We start from the raw sequence: 17,275 nt of genomic DNA on the forward strand, positions 1-17,275 counted from the left end.
CCCCGGCGTGGGCCATGGTTTTCACTTCGATGTTTTCCTTGCATCCGGCGGCGTCTCCGACTTTATCGGCGGCGATTCGGCCCGACGAAAGGAACATATATGACCGGAACCGTCCTCATCACCGGCGCCACGGCAGGTATCGGCGCGGCTGCAGCGCGACGCTTTGCGAGCGCCGGCTGGAAGGTGATCGCGACGGGTCGAAGGCAGGAGCGGCTCGAGCGGCTGGTGGGCGAGATCGGCGCGGACAAGGTTCACGCCTGCGCCTTCGACATGCGTGACGACGCCGCGATCGACGCGGCGATTTCCGCGTTGCCGCAAAATTTCCGCGATATCGATGTCCTGATCAACAATGCCGGTCTCGCGCTCGGGACCGGACCCGCGCAGGAATCCGATCTCTCGCAATGGCGCCAGATGATCGACACCAACATCACCGGCCTTGTCACCATCACCCACCGGCTTCTGCCCATATTGATCGCGCGCAAGGGCGCGATCCTCAACATCAGCTCGACCGCCGCCACCTACCCCTATCGCGGCGGCAACACCTATGGCGGCACCAAGGCATTCGTCTCGCAATTCTCGCTCGGGCTTCGCTCCGACCTCCACGGCACCGGCGTACGCGTCACCTCGATCGAGCCGGGCATGGTCGAAACCGAATTCACGGTCGTGCGCACCGGCGGCGATCAGGCCGCGTCCGATGCGCTCTACGGGGGCGCTGACCCGATGACCGCCGAAGATATCGCTGAAACGCTGCATTGGGTCGCAACCCAACCCGCCCACCTCAATGTCAACCGCATCGAGCTGATGCCCGTGTCGCAGTCCTTCGCCGGCTTCCAGGTAGTGCGAGCGAACTGACCGCCGTCAACTATTTCGACATAGCCAGCGCCACGGCGTCGGGACCGGCAGGGAACCGGAGGCACCCGGACTCGTCATTTGCCGCTACCCACACAACCTCGGCCACGTCGGCCTCCGTCGTCACAGCAGCCGGCTGCGCAAAGGACTCGAGAACCGACCCCGCAAATGGCGCATAGGCCTCCGGTATCATCGCTTCGACGGGCATGGTCGTGTTCTGGGCGAAACGCGTTGTCGGACCGTAGCCCGGTTCGACCAGCCTGACGCGCACATTGAAGCCCTGGAGCTCGTGCGCCAGCGATCCGGTGAATCCTTCGATGGCCATCTTGCTCGCGGTGTAGACCGCAACGAGCGGCATCGGGGCCAGCGTGACGCTGGAGGTCACGTTCACCACCGTGCCTGACTTGCGCGCGCGAAACTGAGGCAGCACCGCCTGCGTCATCGCCATCACGCCGAAGGTGTTGGTCTCAAAGACCTCGCGCGCCCTGTCCATCGGCGTTGCTTCGAAGGCACCGAACAACCCGACGCCGGCATTGTTGACGAGCACGTCGATGGGGCCACTCGCTTCGAGCGCTGCGGCGATGCTCGCGGGATTGGTGACGTCGAGCGCCACTACCCGCATCCGCTCCGATCGCGGCAGGACGTCAGCGCGTGGCGTACGCATCGTCGCAATGACGTTCCAGCCTCGCTCATAGAAGTGACGCGCGGTCTCGAGGCCGTAACCCGACGAGCATCCGGTGATGAGTACGGTCTTCATGCTGCTATCCTCAATGGTTTCGATGACGCCAGCATAGCGACAGCGCAACCGGACTATCCATAATTGAAAATCCAAATTTTATTCGCCATAGTCCTGATATGGTAGATCCGCTGTCCGAAGTGATCGCGCTGCTCCAGCCGCGTGCGGTGTTCACCAAGGGCATCAGCGGGGCTGGCCGCTGGGGCGTTCGCTATTCCGATTTTGGCCAGCCCAGCTTCTGCGCGGTCACCGAGGGCCGCTGCCTTCTCGTCGTCGACGGCCATGCCCCCCTCACACTCGAGGCCGGCGACTTCGTTCTCCTGCCCGCAACGCCCGGCTTCGCCTTGTCGGGCTTCGAGCCGGTCACGCCTCAATTCATTGATCCGAAGATGGCGGCGGGAGCCACGGATGAGGTTCGCCATGGAACACCCGACGGCGATCCCGACGCGCGTCTGCTCGGCGGCTACTTCGTCTTCGACTCGCCCGACGCGGAGCTGCTGGTTTCGCTGCTTCCGTCGGTGGTGCACATCCACGGTGCCGAACGCCTTTCGATACTTGTCCGGCTCGTTCGCGACGAAGCCGCCGAACAGAGGCCGGGTCGTGACCTCGTGCTCTCACGTCTTGTCGAAGTGCTTCTCATCGAGGCGCTCAGGGCGACGCAGGGCGGTGGCGCACCTCCCGGGCTCCTGCGCGGATTGGGCGATGCAAGACTGGCGGCAGCGATCCGGCAGATGCACGCGAACCCCGCGAAACAGTGGACTATAGCCGATCTCGCGAGAGAATCCGCACTTTCGCGCTCCGCATTCTTCGACCGCTTCACGCGCGCCCTCGGCCTGCCGCCGATGGAGTATCTCCTCGCCTGGCGCATGGCGATTGCGAAGGATCTGCTCCGTCGCCAGCAACTCGGGGTTGCCGAAATCGCCGAACGCATCGGCTATGGCTCGGCAAGCGCCTTCAGCACCGCGTTCAGCCGGTATGCGGGGCAACCGCCCGGTCGCTATGCACGGGCGCACGGCCACGCAGCTGCCTTTGCAGAATCAGCCTGAAATTGACGGATTATCCCGCGCAGCCATGCGCAGCCGCATATGCCTGACGACGTCGCGTACTTCATAATGGTGCGCCCGACAGGATTCGAACCTGTGGCCCCCAGATTAGGAATCTGATGCTCTATCCTGCTGAGCTACGGGCGCTCCGTCACGCTGGTTAGGGCGACCGGCGCGCCGGGTCAATTGCGCGCTGCAGGCGGCACGACGGGAAACGGCAGTGGCGCGACCTCGACGCCTTCGTCGACCAGCGCACGCGCCTGTTCAGCCGTCGCCTCGCCGTGAATGGTGCGCTGCTCTGTTTCGCCCAGATGCATAGCGCGCGCCTCGTTGGCAAAATCCTTGCCCACCCAATGCGAATCCTTGAGCGCTGCGGCTTGCGCGCGTGCGAGCGCCTCGAGCGCAGCCTTCATCTGCTCGGGCGCGGGAGTTGCGAGTTGCCTGATTTCCGTGCCACCGCGATTGCCTTTGGGTGCCACATTGGGCGCCATCACGGCCTTGCTCACATCCGCATCGCCACAAAGCGGACAGGCTATCAGCCTGCGCGCACGCTGATCCTCATAATCGGCGCTCGACCCGAACCAGGATTCAAAAACATGACCCGATGACGCGCAGCGCAGATCGAAGACGATCATCTGCGCTCTTCCGGCGCAGGGATCGGCCGCCTGTGGGCCAATACCGGGATACGCGTGCGCACATCATCAAGGCGAGCGAGATCGAGGTCGGCGAATGCGAGCCCCGCACCCTCACCCATGTCGAGCAGGACCTCTCCCCACGGGTCTATGACGAGCGAATGGCCATAGGTCTCGCGCCCGTCCTCATGCGTCCCCGATTGCGCTGCAGCGATGACAAAACATGCCGATTCGATCGCACGCGCGCGGAGAAGCGTGTGCCAGTGCGCGCGCCCCGTCGGCACCGTGAATGCCGCGGGAACGGTCAGAATCTTGGCTCCGCCCCCGGAAAGCTGGCGGTAAAGCTCCGAAAAACGCAGATCATAGCAAACCGAAAGGCCGATCGGCGCCCATGGCGTCTCCACCACGACGCTACGCTCTCCGGGCGCATAGGCCGCCGACTCGCGCCAACTCTCGCCGGTGGGCAGATCGACATCGAACAGGTGCATCTTGTCGTAGTGCGCACGGATCACGCCAGTATCGTCGATCACAAGCCCGCGATTGACGAGGCGGCCGTCCGCGCGTTCACCCTTCAACGCGAGCGAACCGATGTGAACCCATAGCCCCACTTCGGCGGCTGCAGCGCGGACCGCCGCCAGCACAACATCCGAATCAGTATCCTTCAGATTAGCAGCGGCGCGTTCGCGATTACTATCGAGCAGCCCCGACATTTCGGGCGTGAACAGCATGTCCGCTCCGGCCGCACGCGCATCCCGGATGGCGGCAACGACAGTCGCGGCATTTTGTGCGGGATCGACCCCGCTGGTCATCTGCAGAATGGCAACGCGCATGGCTGGTTTCCGGTTAGCCTTCGAGCAAAGGATCGAGCTTGCCCGCAGCCTCGAGCGCGGCCAGATCGTCGGATCCGCCGATATGACGGCCGTCGATGAAGATCTGGGGCACCGTGGTGCGACCATTTGCGCGCTGGATCATTTCGACGCGCTGCGGGCCGCCCATGCTGATGTCATATTCCTCGAATTCCGCGCCCTTGGCACTGAGCAGCGCCTTGGCCCGCGTGCAATAGCCGCAGAGGAACTTGGTATATATCTCGATCTTCGCCATTCTTCGGTGCTTTCCTTCACCCCCGAGGTGAGTTCGCAAAGCGACAAAGTCAATATTCGTCGTTGAGGACGCGAGCCCAGCAGAGCACGATCACGCGCGCAGCGCCCGCCCGCTTGAGCGCCGCGGCGCAGCCATTAGCGGTCGCGCCGCTCGTGTGGACGTCATCGACAAGCCAGACCGTCTTGCCTGCCACGAGGCCGCGTTCGCGCGGCGCGACCGCAAAAGCGCCCCGGACGGCCCTGGCCCTCGCCCGTGCGCCAAGGCCGCGCAATACCGGCGTCGCGCGTTTGCGGACGAGCACATCTGTAGACAGGGGAATGCCCGTGCGTCGCGCGAGCGCACGCGCGATCAGCGCCGATTGGTTGTATCCCCGCGACCAGAGCCGCCAGCGATGGAGCGGGACGGGTATCAGCAGATCGTCGCCAAGCGGCTCCAGATGGCGTTGCAGCAAGCTTGCGATGATTTCCGCCATCGCCGGGCGCGCGCCATATTTGAGCTTGAGCACAATCCCGCGCGCGGCCTCGCCATAAGCGACGGATGCCCGCACGCCATCATGCGCGGGCGGCTCGGCCAGGCATCGCCCGCACAGGAGTCCTTCCTGCTCCGCACTGCCGAGCGGAATTCCGCACGCCCCGCAGCCGGCGGTCGTCAGAAAGTCGAGAGCGCCCCAGCAATCGAGGCAGAAGCGCAGGTCGCCCTCCACCACCGCCCCGCATCCCGGGCAACGCGGCGGCAGCGCGAAATCGGCCACCGATCGTAAAAGTCGCAACCCCGCCCTCATGTGACCCTTGTCCAACGCGTCGCGGCGATGCACAAGCCGCCGCGTGCAGCCACCCGAAATCTTCGACCGCGCGCTACGCCGTCTGCGCCGTGATCGCGCAGCCCACGGCTTTGCCGCGCATGATTTCCTGCGCGCGCACATGATCGAGGAGATTCTGGATCGGCTCGACAGCGTAAAGCGCAACTTCAATCGGGCGCTCGATCTCGGGGCAAGCGACGGTGCGCTTGGAGATGCGTTGAAGGCGCGCGGTATCGCGGTGGTTTCGGCCGACGCGGGCGGCGTCTTCGCGCGACGCACCGGCGGCGTGCAATGCGACGAGGATCGCCTGCCCTTCGCCGACGGCAGCTTCGACCTTGTCGTGCAGGCCGGCGGGCTGGAGAGCATCAATGACGTTCCGGGCGCACTCACGCTTGCCCGCCGCGCGCTGAAGCCTGACGGACTCTATCTCGGCGCATTTGCGGGCAGCGGCAGCCTGTCCGCGCTCAAGGCGGCGATGCTCACCGCCGACATGGCAGTGGGCGATTCGCTTCATGCACGGATCCATCCCCAGATCGACGTGCGCTCGGCAGGCGACCTGCTCTCACGTGCCGGTTTTGCGCTGCCGGTTGCGGATACTGCACGGCTCACGGTGCGCTATCGCGATCTGTTCAGTCTTCTGTCCGATGTGAGGGGCATGGGCGCGACCAATGTACTGCGCGGCGAACGTGCGCCCATCACGCGAGGCTGGCTCGCAGCGGCGGCGGAGGCTTTCGCGACGCATGCCGACCCGGATGGCAAGGTTGCCGAGCGGTTCGAGATAATATGCCTGACCGGCTGGGCCCCTTCCGCCGATCAGCCAAGGCCCGCGCGGCGCGGCAGCGCGACCACCTCGCTCGCTACGGCGCTCAAGCCCAGGCGCTAGGGGTCAGACGAGCGCTTCGAGCAATCCGATCAGCGGCTTGTCGGCCGGCGGCATGTCAAGCGCATGGAGTTCCAGCGGCCGTACCCATTTGATCCCGTCCGAATCGAGCGCGGCGGGAATGCCTCGCCACTTGCGACAGACATAGAGCAACAGGACGAGGTGGCGCTCGCCGAGCGCCTCGCTCGCAAAGCCTGCAGGCGCAAGACACGCCGCCTCGGTCTCTATCCCCAGTTCCTCACGCAATTCGCGGATCAACGCATGTTCGGGGGTTTCACCGGGCTCCACCTTTCCTCCGGGAAATTCCCACAAGCCCGCCATGGAACGATGGTGGCTGCGCTGCTGGACGAGCACCCTGCCGTCGCGATCGACGAGCGCGGCGGCGGTTACAAACAGGATATTCATGGAGGTGCCCTTTTTGGAAACTAGCAATTTGTTAACGCCTCAACCCGCATAACCCGGAATTCCAGGGAACAGGAATATCAAGATGAAGCGAATTCTGGAGAAATTCGCCAGTCTAACCGCGGATAGCGGGGCGGCCACGGCGGTCGAATACAGCCTTATTGCGTCACTCATCGTGATCGCGATGATCGGCGCGCTCAACGCATTGACTGCGCGTACCAGCGAGATGTGGCAGTTTGTTGCCGACGTCTCCAATTCCGTAATGTGATTTTGCGCGCCATTGACGTGGCGCGAATAATTATTCTGTCCGTTTACGCTTTGGCAAGTTTCACAACGTAAACCGGCAGTGTCGATCCAGTAAATTCCGGGTCGACCGGGAAAGTGAAGTTGGAACCAAGGAGACCGGTTATGAAATTCTTCAAGAAGATGCTCCGCGACAGCAAGGCCGCGACTGCCATCGAATACGGCCTGATCGCCGCTCTCATCGCGGTTGCTGGCGTTTCGGCGTTCCAGGTGCTCGGCACTCAGATCAGCACCACGATGAACAACGCCGCTGACAAGATGAAGACCTCGTAATTCCGACTACGTCGTTACGACGACGATTGGAATGCTGACGGGCGGGGACGATGTCTCCGCCCGTTTTGCGTTGTCCTTTCAGTATGTGACGATCTTGACCCGCTGGCCCGCGCTGAGCTGCGCGTTGGCCTGAAGCGCATTGAGCACCAGGAAGCGCTCGAGCTGGTAATCCGGATAGGCCATCCGTGCGGCGAAGGTCTGCGGCGTCTGCCCCGCCTGAACCGTCACCACCTGCACCCGGCGCGGCTTGACCGCAGCCACCTCCGAAGCGTTCAAGCGTCGCACGCTGCGATACATCGGCTCGAACACGCGGGCGTTGTTCACGGGTGTGATCGCGACGAAGTGATACGCCGTGCGCGCATCGAACTGATAAGCGAACACCGTCACCGCCACCTGCCCCGATTGCGTGTTGGCCTGCGCGATCGCATAGGCGGCATCCAGTCCGTTGACCTGGGTCCGCTGGATTTCGCCATAGCGGACATTGCCATTTTGGCCGCCAACCGCACGAAATGCCGAATCGATATAGGATTCCAGATTGCCGTTAAACTGCGCACCCGTGAATTGCGCCTGTCCATTGGAGCCGGAGACCGAGACCGCGGTTGTGCCATTCGCCATGGAATAGCCCTGCGGCACGGTGAACATCAGCTTCAGGTCGGGATGCCGAAAACTGTTGCCCTCGATGATCCCCTGCTTCGGATCGTCGTCATAGAGCACGCCGTTGAGCGCGGTCAGGAACGCGTCGCGATTGCGCACCCCTCCCGCAGCAGTCGTCTTGCGCGCCTGATTGAGCGCGCGGGTCACGCGACTCGCGGGATCGGGGTGGGTGCTTGCCCATTCAGGCAGCGTGCGCGCCGCCCCGCCGCGCTGGCGCGCTTCGAGCGCGGTCTGGGCGGCAAGCGAGGCGAGCATCGTCGAAGACGCCGTGGAATCATAGCCCGCGCGCGCCAGATACTGGATGCCAAGGTCGTCGGCCTGATATTCCTGGCTGCGCGAGAAGCTCAGCGTCGCGAGTTGCGCGGCCTGCCCCACGCCTTGCTGGAGTAGCTGGCCGAGTCCCGAATTGCCCGCGACCGCGCCGACAAGCACCTGCCCCAGCACACCGAGGATAGAGTTGCGCTGTGCCGCGCTCTGCCGCTTTGCCGAATGCCGCGCGGCGACATGGCCGACCTCATGGCCCAGCACCGAAGCAAGCTCGGCCTCGTCGTTCATCAACCCCATCAGCTGGCGCGTCACATAGACATAGCCGCCGGGGATTGCGAAAGCGTTGTTCACGGGCGAATTGAGCAGCGTGATCGTAAAGTCGCTCTGGCTGTTCGAAAGCCCAGACTGCACCGCGATCTTTTGCCCGACGCGCGTCACGTAGGCGACCTGGTTGCCCGAATAGGCGCCGCCGAATTCCTGGAGCAGTTGCGGATGGGCCTGCGCCCCCTGCTGCTTGTCGCGCGCGGAAATCGATTGCGCCTGCTGTGCCTCGCCCGGCAATGCGAGACCCGCGCAGACCACAAGCGCCGCCGCCTGAAATACCCTCGTCTTCACGAAACCTCCTCGAGCCACGGCTCCTAGTTTTCGTGATTCAACGGTCTGGAATCGGGACGGTTCCGTAACTTGTTGCGTCAGATGGCGCCGATAGCGAGAAATTTCTCGCGACGCGCGCGGCGCACCTCATCACGCGACAGGGGGCGCAGTGAGTCGAGTTCCTGACCGATGGCGCTTCCCAGCGCAGCGATCGCCGCCGACGGATCACGGTGTGCACCACCGATGGGCTCGGGGACGATACGGTCGATCACGCCCAGCCGGTGGAGATCGGCGGCGGTCACGCGCATGGCGTCCGCAGCGTCGCTCGCCTTCTCCGCAGTCCGCCAGAGGATCGAGGCGCAACCCTCCGGAGAGATCACTGCATAGACGGCATGTTCGAACATCAGTACGCGATTGGCCGCGGCCAGTGCGACGGCTCCACCCGACCCCCCCTCGCCCACGACAGCGGCGACCATCGGCACGCCGAGTTCGAGGCATTTTTCGGTCGACCGCGCGATTGCTTCGGCCTGCCCGCGTTCCTCGGCCTGCACGCCGGGAAAAGCGCCCGATGTGTCGACCAGCGTGACGACGGGAATGCCGAAACGGTCCGCGAGCTCCATCAGGCGGATCGCCTTGCGGTAGCCCTCCGGCTTGCCCATGCCGAAATTGTGCCTGAGCCTGCTGGCGGTATCGTCGCCCTTCTCATGGCCGATCACCATGACGCGCCGGCCGTCGAGCCGCCCCAGACCACCGATGATCGCCTGATCGTCGGCAAAGGCGCGATCGCCCGCGAGCGGCATGAAATCGGGAAAAAGCCCCGCAATATAATGCTTGAAATGCGGTCGCTCGGGATGACGCGCCACCTGCGTCTTCTGCCAGGGCGTCAGCTTTGCGTATGTTTCGTGGAGGAGCTTATCGGCCTTTGCCTGAAGCCGCGCGACATCGCCTTCGATATCGACGGTTCCGCTCTGCGCGGTTTCCCGCAGATCGGCAATGCGCGATTCGAGTTCGGCGATCGGTTTTTCAAAGTCGAGAAAGCTAACCATCGGCACGCGGGTTAAGCGCGTGTCTCGCTGTCGTCAACGCGTGGCTTTATGTCGGCAAGCGGATGGCGGCTGTTCACAAGCTCGACAAGGCGTTTGCTGTCGACATGCGTATAGATTTGCGTGGTTGCGATATCGGCATGACCCAGCATCGCCTGAAGTGCGCGCAGGTCAGCACCACCCTCAAGCAGATGCGTGGCAAAGGCGTGCCGCAACACGTGCGGGCTGATCCGTTCGGGTGGGATACCGGCACGCGCGCCAAGCGCGCGAATGATCTGATAAAGCCGAATGCGGCTCAGATGCGATTTGCCCGATGGGAACAGCCACGGCGAATCGACGGGCACGAACGCAGCCCACTCAGCGACGGCACGCCGCGCACGATCCGAGATCGGCACAAGCCGCTCGCGCTCGCCCTTGCCGCGCAGTATGAGAAAGGGCCGGTCCGGCGAGATCGCCTTGCGCGGCAGCGATACGAGTTCGGTAGCGCGAAGTCCGGAGCCGTAGAGCAGTTCGATCAGCGCCGCCAGGCGATAGTCGAGCGGGACCGGATTCGCGCGCGCCAAAGCCGCCGCGATCTCGTCGAATATCCGCTCCACATCGCCATGAGTCAGTATCCTGGGAAGCGATCGCTGCGTTGAGGGCCGCGGCAACGCTCCCGACGGATCATCGCCGCGCAGCCCTTCATCGGCCAGAAAGCCGTAGAACCGCCTGAGCGCCGCGGCCTTGCGCGCCGCTGTCGACCGCGCGAGTTGCATCCAGCTTTCGGCCAGTCGCTCCAGCGCGGCGGCGTCGGCATCCCCCAATCGGCCGTGGAGAAATCCAGAAGCACCGCGCAGGTCCGTCGCATAGGCCGTCAGCGTATTTCGTGCAGCGCCAGCCTCGGCAGCAAGCATCTCCAGAAAGCGATCGATCAGCGCCGAATCCTGCCCGGCAGCCACGACTATACCCGCGTCAGCGCTTCCGCCGCGATCATCCGCGCCTCGGGCTCCAGCCCGACCCTGCGCAGTGCCGAGACGATGCGATAAAGGTGCGCGGGCGGAACATAGCGCCAATCCACCGTCTGCATCCCGAGCGCAGCCAGCAGGACCACCGTACCCGGCTGACGCGCCTCGACCGCGCGATCCAGCAGGCTCGCCCACTTGCCACCGCGCGTCAGGTCGAATTCGAGTTCGCCGGCAAGCCCCGAAGCCTCCTCGAGACTCAACCGGTCAAGGCCGGCAAGCGCCGCAACCAGGAACTGCCCCTTCAGCGAATCCACGCTGCCGGCATAGCTCTCTGCACGCGATGCGTTCACCGTGACCAGCGGCCGCGGCGACCCGACTGCGAGAAGCGCCCAGGCGTCGCCCTGTTCGGCATCCTCGACCGCACGCGACCAGCGCGTTGCACCATTGTCGAAGCCCGCCGTGAACATCGCGCCGATCAGGCTCGGCGTATCGGCCACATAGTCGGGATCGACCGGCACGCGCGCCGCTGCACGCGCTGTAAGGATCAGATTGGCGTAGCGCTCGGCTGCGTCGTCGCTTTCACCCCAGATGTCGCGCATTGCACCAAGCCGTGCATCGAGATCTTCGCCTGCATAGGCCTCCCGCAGCGCAAGCGGCGGGGTTCCCGCAGTGTCGGCGGGATCCATCCGGTCGAGCACCGCACCGTAAAGGTCGACCAATGCTGCGCCCGACAGAACGCCAAGCACGGCAGCGCGGCGACCTGTCGCAATCCGCTCGCTGTCGGGAAGCATCGATGCGCGCGCGCGCCAGCCGGCCACCTGCGGCCCAGCCGTCCGGAACAGGCGCGCGGGAATCTCCACATTGGTCGCGGTCGCGAGGCCGTAACGCCACGCGGTCAACTGCTCGACGCCGTCCCATTCGATGGTTACCGAGCGCCGACCATCGACGCCTGCACCCACGACCTTTTCAGCGAGCAGCAGGTCGATCGATCGCGTTCCGCCAAGTCGTGTGCGACGAGCCTCGTCGATTGCGGCGCTGGCGGTCCCCGGTTCGCCCGAAAGTGCGGCACACATGGCACGCGCCAATATCCAGCTGGTCTCGCGGCTCGCGGCCGATGCCGGCTCCGCCAGCGGGCAAAGCCCCGCCGGATCGCCGAGCGCAAGCGAAGTCTGCATCGCGACCTGGAACAGCTTGGGCGAATATTGGCTGACGTCGACGCTCTGAACGAGCAGTCGCGCCGAATCGGCTTCGCCCATTCTGAGCAACAGCCAGGCGCGCTCGGCGATCCAGTCGGGCGCGGAAACGCCTCTCGGCGTGGGCACGTTGGACAGCAGCGCGCGGCGCAGCAAAATCGAAGCCCAGCGCGAGGGCAGCGGCGCGTCGAGCCGACGCATCACTTGCGAAAGAATGGCACCATCCGACGCGCCAAATGCGCCATTGCCCAGCCCGCCATCGCCCTCATGCAACGGCCCGACGCTGTCGATCGGGCGGAGCGGCGCAGAAGGCAGATTGAAGTGCGTCAGGGCCTCTTCCTGCTCCTCCTCGTCTTCCGCACCTTCTTCGGCGGGGACGAGCGGAGATTCGGGCACGGCCACGGCTTCGGAAGGCCGCGCAGGTTCGGCGGGGCGCTGGCCCGGGGGCGGAGCCGGCGGCGGCGCGGTTACCGGATCGCCGAAGCCCTCGGGCAACAGCGATTCGGGCGCTTCCTGACCGATTGCGGGAATCGCCGCGAGCAGTCCGGCGCCCGCCAGCGCGAGCGCGATGCGCGAAACCTTATTGTCCCAGAATCTCATTCGCGACCGGCTTTTCGACGCGCGTCTGCGGTTTTTCGCTGGCGAGCGTGGAGAGGAAATAAAGCGCGCCACCAATGATGACGAGCAGGATGATCAGGTTCCGGATGAGACGCGACATGGCTTTCCTATGCTGTGGCAAGGTCGAGGCGGCAAGAGCGTAGCGATATTTCGTGCGCTTTTGCCCCATCGCCATCGCTTGTGTATAGCCCCGCCGCCATGCATGCCGAGCCCGTAAGCATTCTTATCGACCCGTTGCCGCCGATCGTCCTTGTCGGGCTGATGGGCGTTGGCAAGTCGACCGTGGGGAAACGGCTCGCAACCCGCCTCGACATCCCCTTCGTCGATGCCGACCACGAGATCGAGGTCGCGGCAGACCTCACCATCAGCGAGATTTTCGAGCGCTATGGCGAGGGACATTTTCGCGACGGAGAACGCCGCGTCATCGCCCGGCTGATCGACGGCTCGCCCAAGGTTATTGCGACCGGCGGCGGCGCATTCATGCAGGAGGAGACGCGCGCGCTGATCCTCGAACGCGCGCTCGCGATCTGGCTCGACGCCGACATTCCCGTGCTCGCCCAGCGCGTTGGGCGGCGCGACACGCGCCCGCTGCTGCGCAACAAGGATCCCGAAACCGTGCTGGCCGAACTCGCGGCGGTCCGAAATCCGATCTACGCGCTCGCGCCCATCCATGTGCGCAGCCAGCCTTCGCCACACGACATCACCGTCGATCGCATCCTCCAAGCCTTGCGCGAAAGGGCCCTCATCCAGTGATCATCGTGCCCGTTGCGCTCGGTTCGCGCAGCTATGACGTCCATATCGAAAATGGCGCGCTCGATCGCGCAGGCGCGCTGCTTGCGCCGTGGATAAAGCGTGACCGGGCGATCATCGTCACCGATGCCAACGTCGCGGCTACGCAACTACCTCGCCTCCGGACGGCCCTTGCAGGCATCGAGCAGCACGTCATCACGCTCGCGCCCGGCGAAGGCACCAAGAGCTGGGAGCAACTCGAGGCGCTGACCGACCAGCTGCTCGAAGTCGAGGTCGAGCGCGGCGACCATATCATCGCGCTTGGCGGCGGGGTGATCGGCGACCTGGTTGGTTTTGCCGCAGCGATCCTCAAACGCGGCTGCGGATTCGTCCAGATCCCCACGACCCTGCTCGCGCAGGTCGACAGCTCGGTGGGCGGCAAGACCGCAATCAATTCAAAGGCCGGCAAGAACCTCATTGGTGCGTTCCATCAGCCCGGCTTCGTGCTGATCGACCCCAGCGTGCTCGACACGCTGCCGCCGCGCGAGCAGCGCGCGGGCTATGCCGAGGTCGTCAAATACGGGCTGATCGACGATTTCGCCTTCTTCGAATGGTGTGAAGCCAATGGCGCTGCATTGCTTGCCGGCGACATGGCCGCGCGTACGCACGCCATCGCGAAAAGCGTTGCCGCCAAGGCCAGGATCGTCGCCGCCGATGAGCGTGAGACCGCGGATTTGCGCGCACTGCTCAATCTCGGCCACACCTTCGGACATGCCCTGGAGGCCGACAAGGGCTTTTCGGACCAGCTCCTCCATGGCGAAGCGGTTGCGGCGGGGATGGCGCTGGCCTTCCGCTTCTCCGCGGCGCGCGGGCTGTGCACCGCGCAGGACGCCGCCCGTGCCGCAGCGCATCTGAACGCAGCGGGACTGCCCGACGGGCTCAGGGCGGCTGGCGTCACCGCGAACGGCGAGGCACTCGTCCGGCACATGCTCCACGACAAGAAGATGACGGGCGGCACGCTTCCCTTCATCCTTACGCGCGGGATCGGTCAGTCCTTCGTCGACAAGTCGGTCGGGCTCGCTGAGGTCGCGGCCTTTCTCGACGGCGAGGAGCGCTAACTCACCCCCGAAAGGCGAGCCAGGCGAGCCACAGCCAGCCGAGGATCATCAAACTACCCCCGATCGGCGTAACCGCACCCAGCCAGCGCGGTGCGCCGAATGCCATGGCATAGAGCGTCAGCGCAAAGATTGCACCCCCGACGAGAAACAGCGTAGCAACACCCTTGCCGCCGGCATGCTCCGCGGTTGCGAGCGCGGCGACCGTGTGGATCAGCTGGTAAAAGGCGCCCGTTTTCAACCATTCGGCCGCCTCCGATGATGCGCCATGCGCCGCGAAAGCTCCGGCCGCTACCGCCAGAGCGCCTGACAGGCCGATCAGAACAATCAACATCAGCCGCACTCCCCGCGATTCATTGGACTTCCGGGCCGGAACATCATCTCCTTGGCCGCATAAAGGTCGCCGGCTTCGGCCTGCTTTTCCATGCGTGCCATGTCGCGGCGGCGATATTCGCGTTCGACCTCGGCAATCTCGGCCGCGGGAACGCCGAGTTCCTCGAGCGCGTGACAGCCCATCATCACCGCCGATTCGTACACCTCACGCACCGCGCCCGCGACATTGACCTTGGAATATTCAATCAGCTGGCGGCGATCATAGGCGCGCATCAGGAAGCGTGCGTGCGGGAATGCCTGAACGATCGGTCGCGCGTGCGATGCGTCGAGCGTACGGTCGTCAATGCAGAAGATGATGAGCTGTGCCCGCTCCGCACCCGCGCGGCGCAGCAGGTCTATCCGGCGCCCGTCGCCATAATAGACCTTGAGGCCAAAAGTGCTCGAAAGCTCGATCTGGCTTGGCTTGCGATCGATGAGCGTGACCGAGACTCCGCGTGCCATCAGCATCTGCGCCACCGTCTGCCCGAACCGCCCATAACCGATCACCAATGCGCGTGCCTGTTCGGCCTCCTCGGGGCCTTCCAGTTCCTCAATGCTCTCCGGATCCTTATCGCGCTCATAGCGCCGGGCGATGGCGAGCAGGAACGGCGTGGTCGCCATCGAAAGCGTCACCACCGCGCTGAACAGGCTCGCGGCCTCGGGCTCGATCAGCAATGCATCCTGCGCCTGCGCGAAGAGCACGAAACCGAACTCACCGCCCTGGCTCAGCAGCAAGCCAAGGCTGAACGCCTGCCGCGCCTCGAACCCGAAGGCGCGCGCGATTGCGAAGATCACTCCGGTCTTGAGCACCACCAGCGCAGCCGCCATGCCGATCACGAACAGCGGATTCGAGAGCACCGCGGGCACGTCGAGCACAAGCCCGACCGCGAGGAAGAACAGCCCGAGCAGGATCGAACGAAATGGCTCCACATCGGCCTCAATCTCATGCCGATAAGGCGAATCGGCGAGCATCACGCCGGCGATGAACGCGCCGAGCGCCGTCGAGAGGTGCAACACTTCCATCAGCGCAGCGCTCGCGAATACGGTGAACAGGCCGACGACGACGAACAATTCGCGCTCGCCCATCCGGCCCGCGAGCCTGAGCAGCGGGTTCAGGATGAAGCGCCCTGCGAGCACAAGTCCGGCGATGGCGCCCACAGTATAGACCGCCAGCAGCCAGCCGGGCGGCATGTTCGGATCGGCGGGCGCGCGCGAAAGCGCCGCAATTATCGTGATCATCGGAATGATCGCCAAGTCCTGGAACAGCAGGATCGAAAAGGCACGCTCCCCGAATGCGGTATTGATTCGGCCCGAGGATTTGAGCGAGGGCAGCACCTGTGCGGTCGATGACAGCGCGAGCGGCAGCCCCAACGCGATCGCCGCGCCCAGCGTGAAACCCGTCGCGAAATGGATCAGCGCCACTATCGCGATGCCGCACAGCACGACCTGCGCCAGCCCCAGCCCGAATATCTCGCGCTTGAGCCGCCAGAGCCGCGCCAGATTGAGTTCGAGCCCGACGAGGAAGAGCAGGAGCACGATGCCGATCTCGGCAATATCGAGCTTGGACTCGCCACCCCCCACCAGCCCGAGCGCATGGGGCCCGATGACAACGCCCGCCACCAGATAGCCGAGCACCGCGCCCAGCCCGAGCCGGCGGAAGAGCATGACCGACGCGAGCGCCGCGCCGAGCAGCACGACGCCTTCGGTCAGCAAGAGCCGCGCGCCCTCAGCCTCTTCGGTCATCGTGCCTTCTCCCCTGCCAGGCGCGCAGCCTCGGCGACCGCCTCGAACGCCAGCCTGATGGAGGCGTGGCGCGCCTTGTGCGGCAGCGCGGGCACGAAGATGTCTAGCCCCGGCCAATCGCCGGGATCGGGGCGCTCACCCGCAAGGAAGGCGGCGAGCGCGTCGCGCGCCGCTGCGAGCTCGCTCGCGTCGCGACCGATAGCTTCGGCAGCCATCAGCGATGCCGAGGCCTGCCCGAGCGCACAGGCGCGGACCTCCTGCCCGATCTCCGCCACCCTTCCCTCATCGTCGAGCGTGACGTCGATGGTGACGCGACTGCCACATACGGGGGAGCGCTTCTCGACGCTGGCTTGCGGATGCTGGAGCCGCCTGTGATGGGGGATCGATGCGGCGAGCCGCAGGATCGTGCTGTTGTAGAGCGGCGCGTTCATTCTCCGCTTATAGCGCTTTCGGCGCTCTGGTCAGCCTCATCGGCGCCACGCTGATATTCGACGAAATCGACAAGCGCGCGCCCCGAGGCGTGAAGCAGCGGCCATGTCCGCGATTCGCGCATCCATTCGGGTCGTTCCGCGCGCGCGCCATAGACGACGTCGTAGACCAGCGAGGCCGCCAGATAGAGCACAGTCGCGATGATGAGGCCCTTGAGCGCCCCGAAACCCACGCCGAGCAGCCGGTCGAAACCACCGAGCACGGACTGGCGCGTCCGCCGCCCGATCGCGCGCGCGGCCAGGCGCCCGATCAGGAAGGTAACGCCGAAGACGAGCGCGAAGGCAAGCACGGTTGCGCCGCCCTCGGTCCCAACCCAGCCGCTCAGCAGCGCAGTGGCCGGGCTGTGGAGGAACTTGAGCGCGAAGATCGCGGCAACCCACGCAAGCAGCGAAAGAACTTCGGTCGTGAAGCCCCTCAGGAAACCAAGAATCGCAGCGCCGCCGACGAGCAGGAGGACGACAATATCGAGCGCGGTGAAGGCAGACATCAGGTCCCG

The 17,275-nt window shown here is 64.9% G+C and carries 22 protein-coding genes and 1 tRNA gene; 7 read left to right on the forward strand and 16 right to left on the reverse strand.

Annotated elements, in window-relative coordinates; genetic code table 11:
- Positions 1 to 99: 99 nt before the first annotated feature.
- Positions 100 to 852: an SDR family NAD(P)-dependent oxidoreductase gene (locus MKI88_RS09375; protein WP_241631082.1), complete on the forward strand. Its 753-nt coding sequence runs from the start codon at positions 100 to 102 to the stop codon at positions 850 to 852.
- 10 nt (positions 853 to 862) lie between these two features.
- Here MKI88_RS09375 and MKI88_RS09380 read toward each other — a convergent pair whose 3' ends face one another.
- Entirely contained in the window at positions 863 to 1,606 is a 744-nt protein-coding gene (locus MKI88_RS09380; protein WP_241631083.1) for an SDR family oxidoreductase, read from the reverse strand.
- Positions 1,607 to 1,704: 98 nt separating this feature from the next.
- On the opposite strand from MKI88_RS09380, the gene MKI88_RS09385 reads away from it, so the two are divergent.
- Positions 1,705 to 2,631 (forward strand): AraC family transcriptional regulator, encoded by a 927-nt coding sequence (locus tag MKI88_RS09385; RefSeq protein ID WP_241631084.1) that lies wholly within the window; start codon positions 1,705 to 1,707, stop codon positions 2,629 to 2,631.
- A 67-nt stretch (positions 2,632 to 2,698) separates the two neighbouring features.
- On the opposite strand, the gene MKI88_RS09390 is transcribed toward MKI88_RS09385, so the two are convergent.
- The 5 genes from MKI88_RS09390 to MKI88_RS09410 form a co-directional block, all read right to left on the reverse strand.
- Positions 2,699 to 2,775: transfer RNA gene (locus MKI88_RS09390), tRNA-Arg, on the reverse strand.
- A 35-nt stretch (positions 2,776 to 2,810) separates the two neighbouring features.
- Positions 2,811 to 3,263, reverse strand: coding sequence for a DUF1178 family protein (locus MKI88_RS09395; protein ID WP_241631085.1), 453 nt, complete (start codon positions 3,261 to 3,263; stop codon positions 2,811 to 2,813).
- Complete coding sequence (locus MKI88_RS09400; protein WP_241631086.1) at positions 3,260 to 4,090, reverse strand: carbon-nitrogen hydrolase family protein; 831 nt, start codon at positions 4,088 to 4,090, stop codon at positions 3,260 to 3,262. Before MKI88_RS09400 ends, MKI88_RS09395 begins: the two co-directional genes overlap by 4 nt.
- A 13-nt stretch (positions 4,091 to 4,103) precedes the next feature.
- The gene (grxC, locus tag MKI88_RS09405) at positions 4,104 to 4,361 is read right to left on the reverse strand and encodes a glutaredoxin 3 (RefSeq protein WP_241631087.1); all 258 of its coding nucleotides are present in this window, start codon (positions 4,359 to 4,361) and stop codon (positions 4,104 to 4,106) included.
- Between the two features lie 49 nt (positions 4,362 to 4,410).
- Complete coding sequence (locus MKI88_RS09410; RefSeq protein ID WP_241631088.1) at positions 4,411 to 5,142, reverse strand: ComF family protein; 732 nt, start codon at positions 5,140 to 5,142, stop codon at positions 4,411 to 4,413.
- 43 nt (positions 5,143 to 5,185) lie between these two features.
- Between MKI88_RS09410 and MKI88_RS09415 the strand changes: the two genes are divergently transcribed.
- Positions 5,186 to 6,043, forward strand: a complete 858-nt coding sequence (locus tag MKI88_RS09415) for a methyltransferase domain-containing protein (protein ID WP_241631089.1) — start codon at positions 5,186 to 5,188, stop codon at positions 6,041 to 6,043.
- Between the two features lie 3 nt (positions 6,044 to 6,046).
- On the opposite strand, the gene MKI88_RS09420 is transcribed toward MKI88_RS09415, so the two are convergent.
- Positions 6,047 to 6,445: a (deoxy)nucleoside triphosphate pyrophosphohydrolase gene (locus MKI88_RS09420; protein WP_241631090.1), complete on the reverse strand. Its 399-nt coding sequence runs from the start codon at positions 6,443 to 6,445 to the stop codon at positions 6,047 to 6,049.
- Positions 6,446 to 6,527: 82 nt separating this feature from the next.
- Between MKI88_RS09420 and MKI88_RS09425 the strand changes: the two genes are divergently transcribed.
- A complete protein-coding gene (locus MKI88_RS09425) occupies positions 6,528 to 6,710 on the forward strand; it encodes a Flp family type IVb pilin (RefSeq protein WP_241631091.1) in 183 nt (60 codons plus the stop codon).
- Positions 6,711 to 6,850: 140 nt separating this feature from the next.
- Positions 6,851 to 7,018, forward strand: a complete 168-nt coding sequence (locus tag MKI88_RS09430) for a Flp family type IVb pilin (RefSeq protein WP_241631092.1) — start codon at positions 6,851 to 6,853, stop codon at positions 7,016 to 7,018.
- 78 nt (positions 7,019 to 7,096) lie between these two features.
- Here the strand turns inward: MKI88_RS09430 and MKI88_RS09435 are convergent, their stop codons facing one another.
- The 5 genes from MKI88_RS09435 to MKI88_RS09455 form a co-directional block, all read right to left on the reverse strand.
- Positions 7,097 to 8,554: a M48 family metalloprotease gene (locus MKI88_RS09435; RefSeq protein WP_407073327.1), complete on the reverse strand. Its 1,458-nt coding sequence runs from the start codon at positions 8,552 to 8,554 to the stop codon at positions 7,097 to 7,099.
- 77 nt (positions 8,555 to 8,631) lie between these two features.
- The gene (locus tag MKI88_RS09440; RefSeq protein WP_241631093.1) at positions 8,632 to 9,579 is read right to left on the reverse strand and encodes an acetyl-CoA carboxylase carboxyltransferase subunit alpha; all 948 of its coding nucleotides are present in this window, start codon (positions 9,577 to 9,579) and stop codon (positions 8,632 to 8,634) included.
- Between the two features lie 11 nt (positions 9,580 to 9,590).
- Positions 9,591 to 10,514 carry a tyrosine recombinase gene (locus MKI88_RS09445; protein WP_281063729.1) on the reverse strand — a complete coding sequence of 308 codons (924 nt, stop codon included), beginning with the start codon at positions 10,512 to 10,514 and terminating at the stop codon, positions 9,591 to 9,593.
- Between the two features lie 2 nt (positions 10,515 to 10,516).
- Positions 10,517 to 12,313 (reverse strand): hypothetical protein, encoded by a 1,797-nt coding sequence (locus tag MKI88_RS09450; RefSeq protein ID WP_241631094.1) that lies wholly within the window; start codon positions 12,311 to 12,313, stop codon positions 10,517 to 10,519.
- Positions 12,294 to 12,431 (reverse strand): hypothetical protein, encoded by a 138-nt coding sequence (locus MKI88_RS09455; protein ID WP_241631095.1) that lies wholly within the window; start codon positions 12,429 to 12,431, stop codon positions 12,294 to 12,296. The genes MKI88_RS09450 and MKI88_RS09455 overlap by 20 nt, the downstream gene beginning before the upstream one ends.
- A 98-nt stretch (positions 12,432 to 12,529) precedes the next feature.
- Here MKI88_RS09455 and MKI88_RS09460 point away from each other — a divergent pair, with 98 nt between their 5' ends.
- Positions 12,530 to 13,084: a shikimate kinase gene (locus MKI88_RS09460; protein ID WP_241631096.1), complete on the forward strand. Its 555-nt coding sequence runs from the start codon at positions 12,530 to 12,532 to the stop codon at positions 13,082 to 13,084.
- A complete protein-coding gene (aroB, locus tag MKI88_RS09465) occupies positions 13,081 to 14,178 on the forward strand; it encodes a 3-dehydroquinate synthase (RefSeq protein WP_241631097.1) in 1,098 nt (365 codons plus the stop codon). Before MKI88_RS09460 ends, aroB begins: the two co-directional genes overlap by 4 nt.
- 1 nt (position 14,179) lies before the next feature.
- On the opposite strand, the gene MKI88_RS09470 is transcribed toward aroB, so the two are convergent.
- From MKI88_RS09470 to MKI88_RS09485, 4 genes are read right to left on the reverse strand one after another with little or no spacing between them, the layout of a single operon-like run.
- Positions 14,180 to 14,509, reverse strand: a complete 330-nt coding sequence (locus MKI88_RS09470; RefSeq protein ID WP_241631098.1) for a DUF423 domain-containing protein — start codon at positions 14,507 to 14,509, stop codon at positions 14,180 to 14,182.
- Positions 14,509 to 16,290, reverse strand: coding sequence for a cation:proton antiporter (locus MKI88_RS09475; protein ID WP_241631099.1), 1,782 nt, complete (start codon positions 16,288 to 16,290; stop codon positions 14,509 to 14,511). The genes MKI88_RS09470 and MKI88_RS09475 overlap by 1 nt, the downstream gene beginning before the upstream one ends.
- Positions 16,287 to 16,721 (reverse strand): iron-sulfur cluster assembly scaffold protein, encoded by a 435-nt coding sequence (locus MKI88_RS09480; RefSeq protein WP_241631100.1) that lies wholly within the window; start codon positions 16,719 to 16,721, stop codon positions 16,287 to 16,289. Before MKI88_RS09480 ends, MKI88_RS09475 begins: the two co-directional genes overlap by 4 nt.
- On the reverse strand, positions 16,718 to 17,266 hold the full coding sequence (locus MKI88_RS09485; RefSeq protein ID WP_241631101.1) for a CvpA family protein: 549 nt from the start codon (positions 17,264 to 17,266) through the stop codon (positions 16,718 to 16,720). The genes MKI88_RS09480 and MKI88_RS09485 overlap by 4 nt, the downstream gene beginning before the upstream one ends.
- Positions 17,267 to 17,275 lie beyond the last annotated feature (9 nt).

The sequence above is a fragment of the Sphingomonas sp. LaA6.9 genome (assembly GCF_022601895.1).
GTDB lineage: Bacteria > Pseudomonadota > Alphaproteobacteria > Sphingomonadales > Sphingomonadaceae > Sphingobium_A.

Excerpts from the sequence above, each read along its gene's own strand:
- MKI88_RS09380 (WP_241631083.1), bottom strand. The coding sequence starts at position 1,606 with ATGAAGACCGTACTCATCACCGGATGCTCGTCGGGTTACGGCCTCGAG.
- MKI88_RS09475 (WP_241631099.1), bottom strand. The coding sequence starts at position 16,290 with ATGACCGAAGAGGCTGAGGGCGCGCGGCTCTTGCTGACCGAAGGCGTC.
- MKI88_RS09455 (WP_241631095.1), bottom strand. The coding sequence starts at position 12,431 with ATGTCGCGTCTCATCCGGAACCTGATCATCCTGCTCGTCATCATTGGT.
- MKI88_RS09450 (WP_241631094.1), bottom strand. The coding sequence starts at position 12,313 with ATGAGATTCTGGGACAATAAGGTTTCGCGCATCGCGCTCGCGCTGGCG.
- MKI88_RS09375 (WP_241631082.1), top strand. The coding sequence starts at position 100 with ATGACCGGAACCGTCCTCATCACCGGCGCCACGGCAGGTATCGGCGCG.
- grxC (WP_241631087.1), bottom strand. The coding sequence starts at position 4,361 with ATGGCGAAGATCGAGATATATACCAAGTTCCTCTGCGGCTATTGCACG.
- MKI88_RS09400 (WP_241631086.1), bottom strand. The coding sequence starts at position 4,090 with ATGCGCGTTGCCATTCTGCAGATGACCAGCGGGGTCGATCCCGCACAA.
- MKI88_RS09425 (WP_241631091.1), top strand. The coding sequence starts at position 6,528 with ATGAAGCGAATTCTGGAGAAATTCGCCAGTCTAACCGCGGATAGCGGG.
- MKI88_RS09460 (WP_241631096.1), top strand. The coding sequence starts at position 12,530 with ATGCATGCCGAGCCCGTAAGCATTCTTATCGACCCGTTGCCGCCGATC.
- MKI88_RS09440 (WP_241631093.1), bottom strand. The coding sequence starts at position 9,579 with ATGGTTAGCTTTCTCGACTTTGAAAAACCGATCGCCGAACTCGAATCG.
- MKI88_RS09385 (WP_241631084.1), top strand. The coding sequence starts at position 1,705 with ATGGTAGATCCGCTGTCCGAAGTGATCGCGCTGCTCCAGCCGCGTGCG.
- MKI88_RS09410 (WP_241631088.1), bottom strand. The coding sequence starts at position 5,142 with ATGAGGGCGGGGTTGCGACTTTTACGATCGGTGGCCGATTTCGCGCTG.
- MKI88_RS09395 (WP_241631085.1), bottom strand. The coding sequence starts at position 3,263 with ATGATCGTCTTCGATCTGCGCTGCGCGTCATCGGGTCATGTTTTTGAA.
- MKI88_RS09470 (WP_241631098.1), bottom strand. The coding sequence starts at position 14,509 with ATGTTGATTGTTCTGATCGGCCTGTCAGGCGCTCTGGCGGTAGCGGCC.
- MKI88_RS09480 (WP_241631100.1), bottom strand. The coding sequence starts at position 16,721 with ATGAACGCGCCGCTCTACAACAGCACGATCCTGCGGCTCGCCGCATCG.
- MKI88_RS09485 (WP_241631101.1), bottom strand. The coding sequence starts at position 17,266 with ATGTCTGCCTTCACCGCGCTCGATATTGTCGTCCTCCTGCTCGTCGGC.
- MKI88_RS09420 (WP_241631090.1), bottom strand. The coding sequence starts at position 6,445 with ATGAATATCCTGTTTGTAACCGCCGCCGCGCTCGTCGATCGCGACGGC.
- MKI88_RS09430 (WP_241631092.1), top strand. The coding sequence starts at position 6,851 with ATGAAATTCTTCAAGAAGATGCTCCGCGACAGCAAGGCCGCGACTGCC.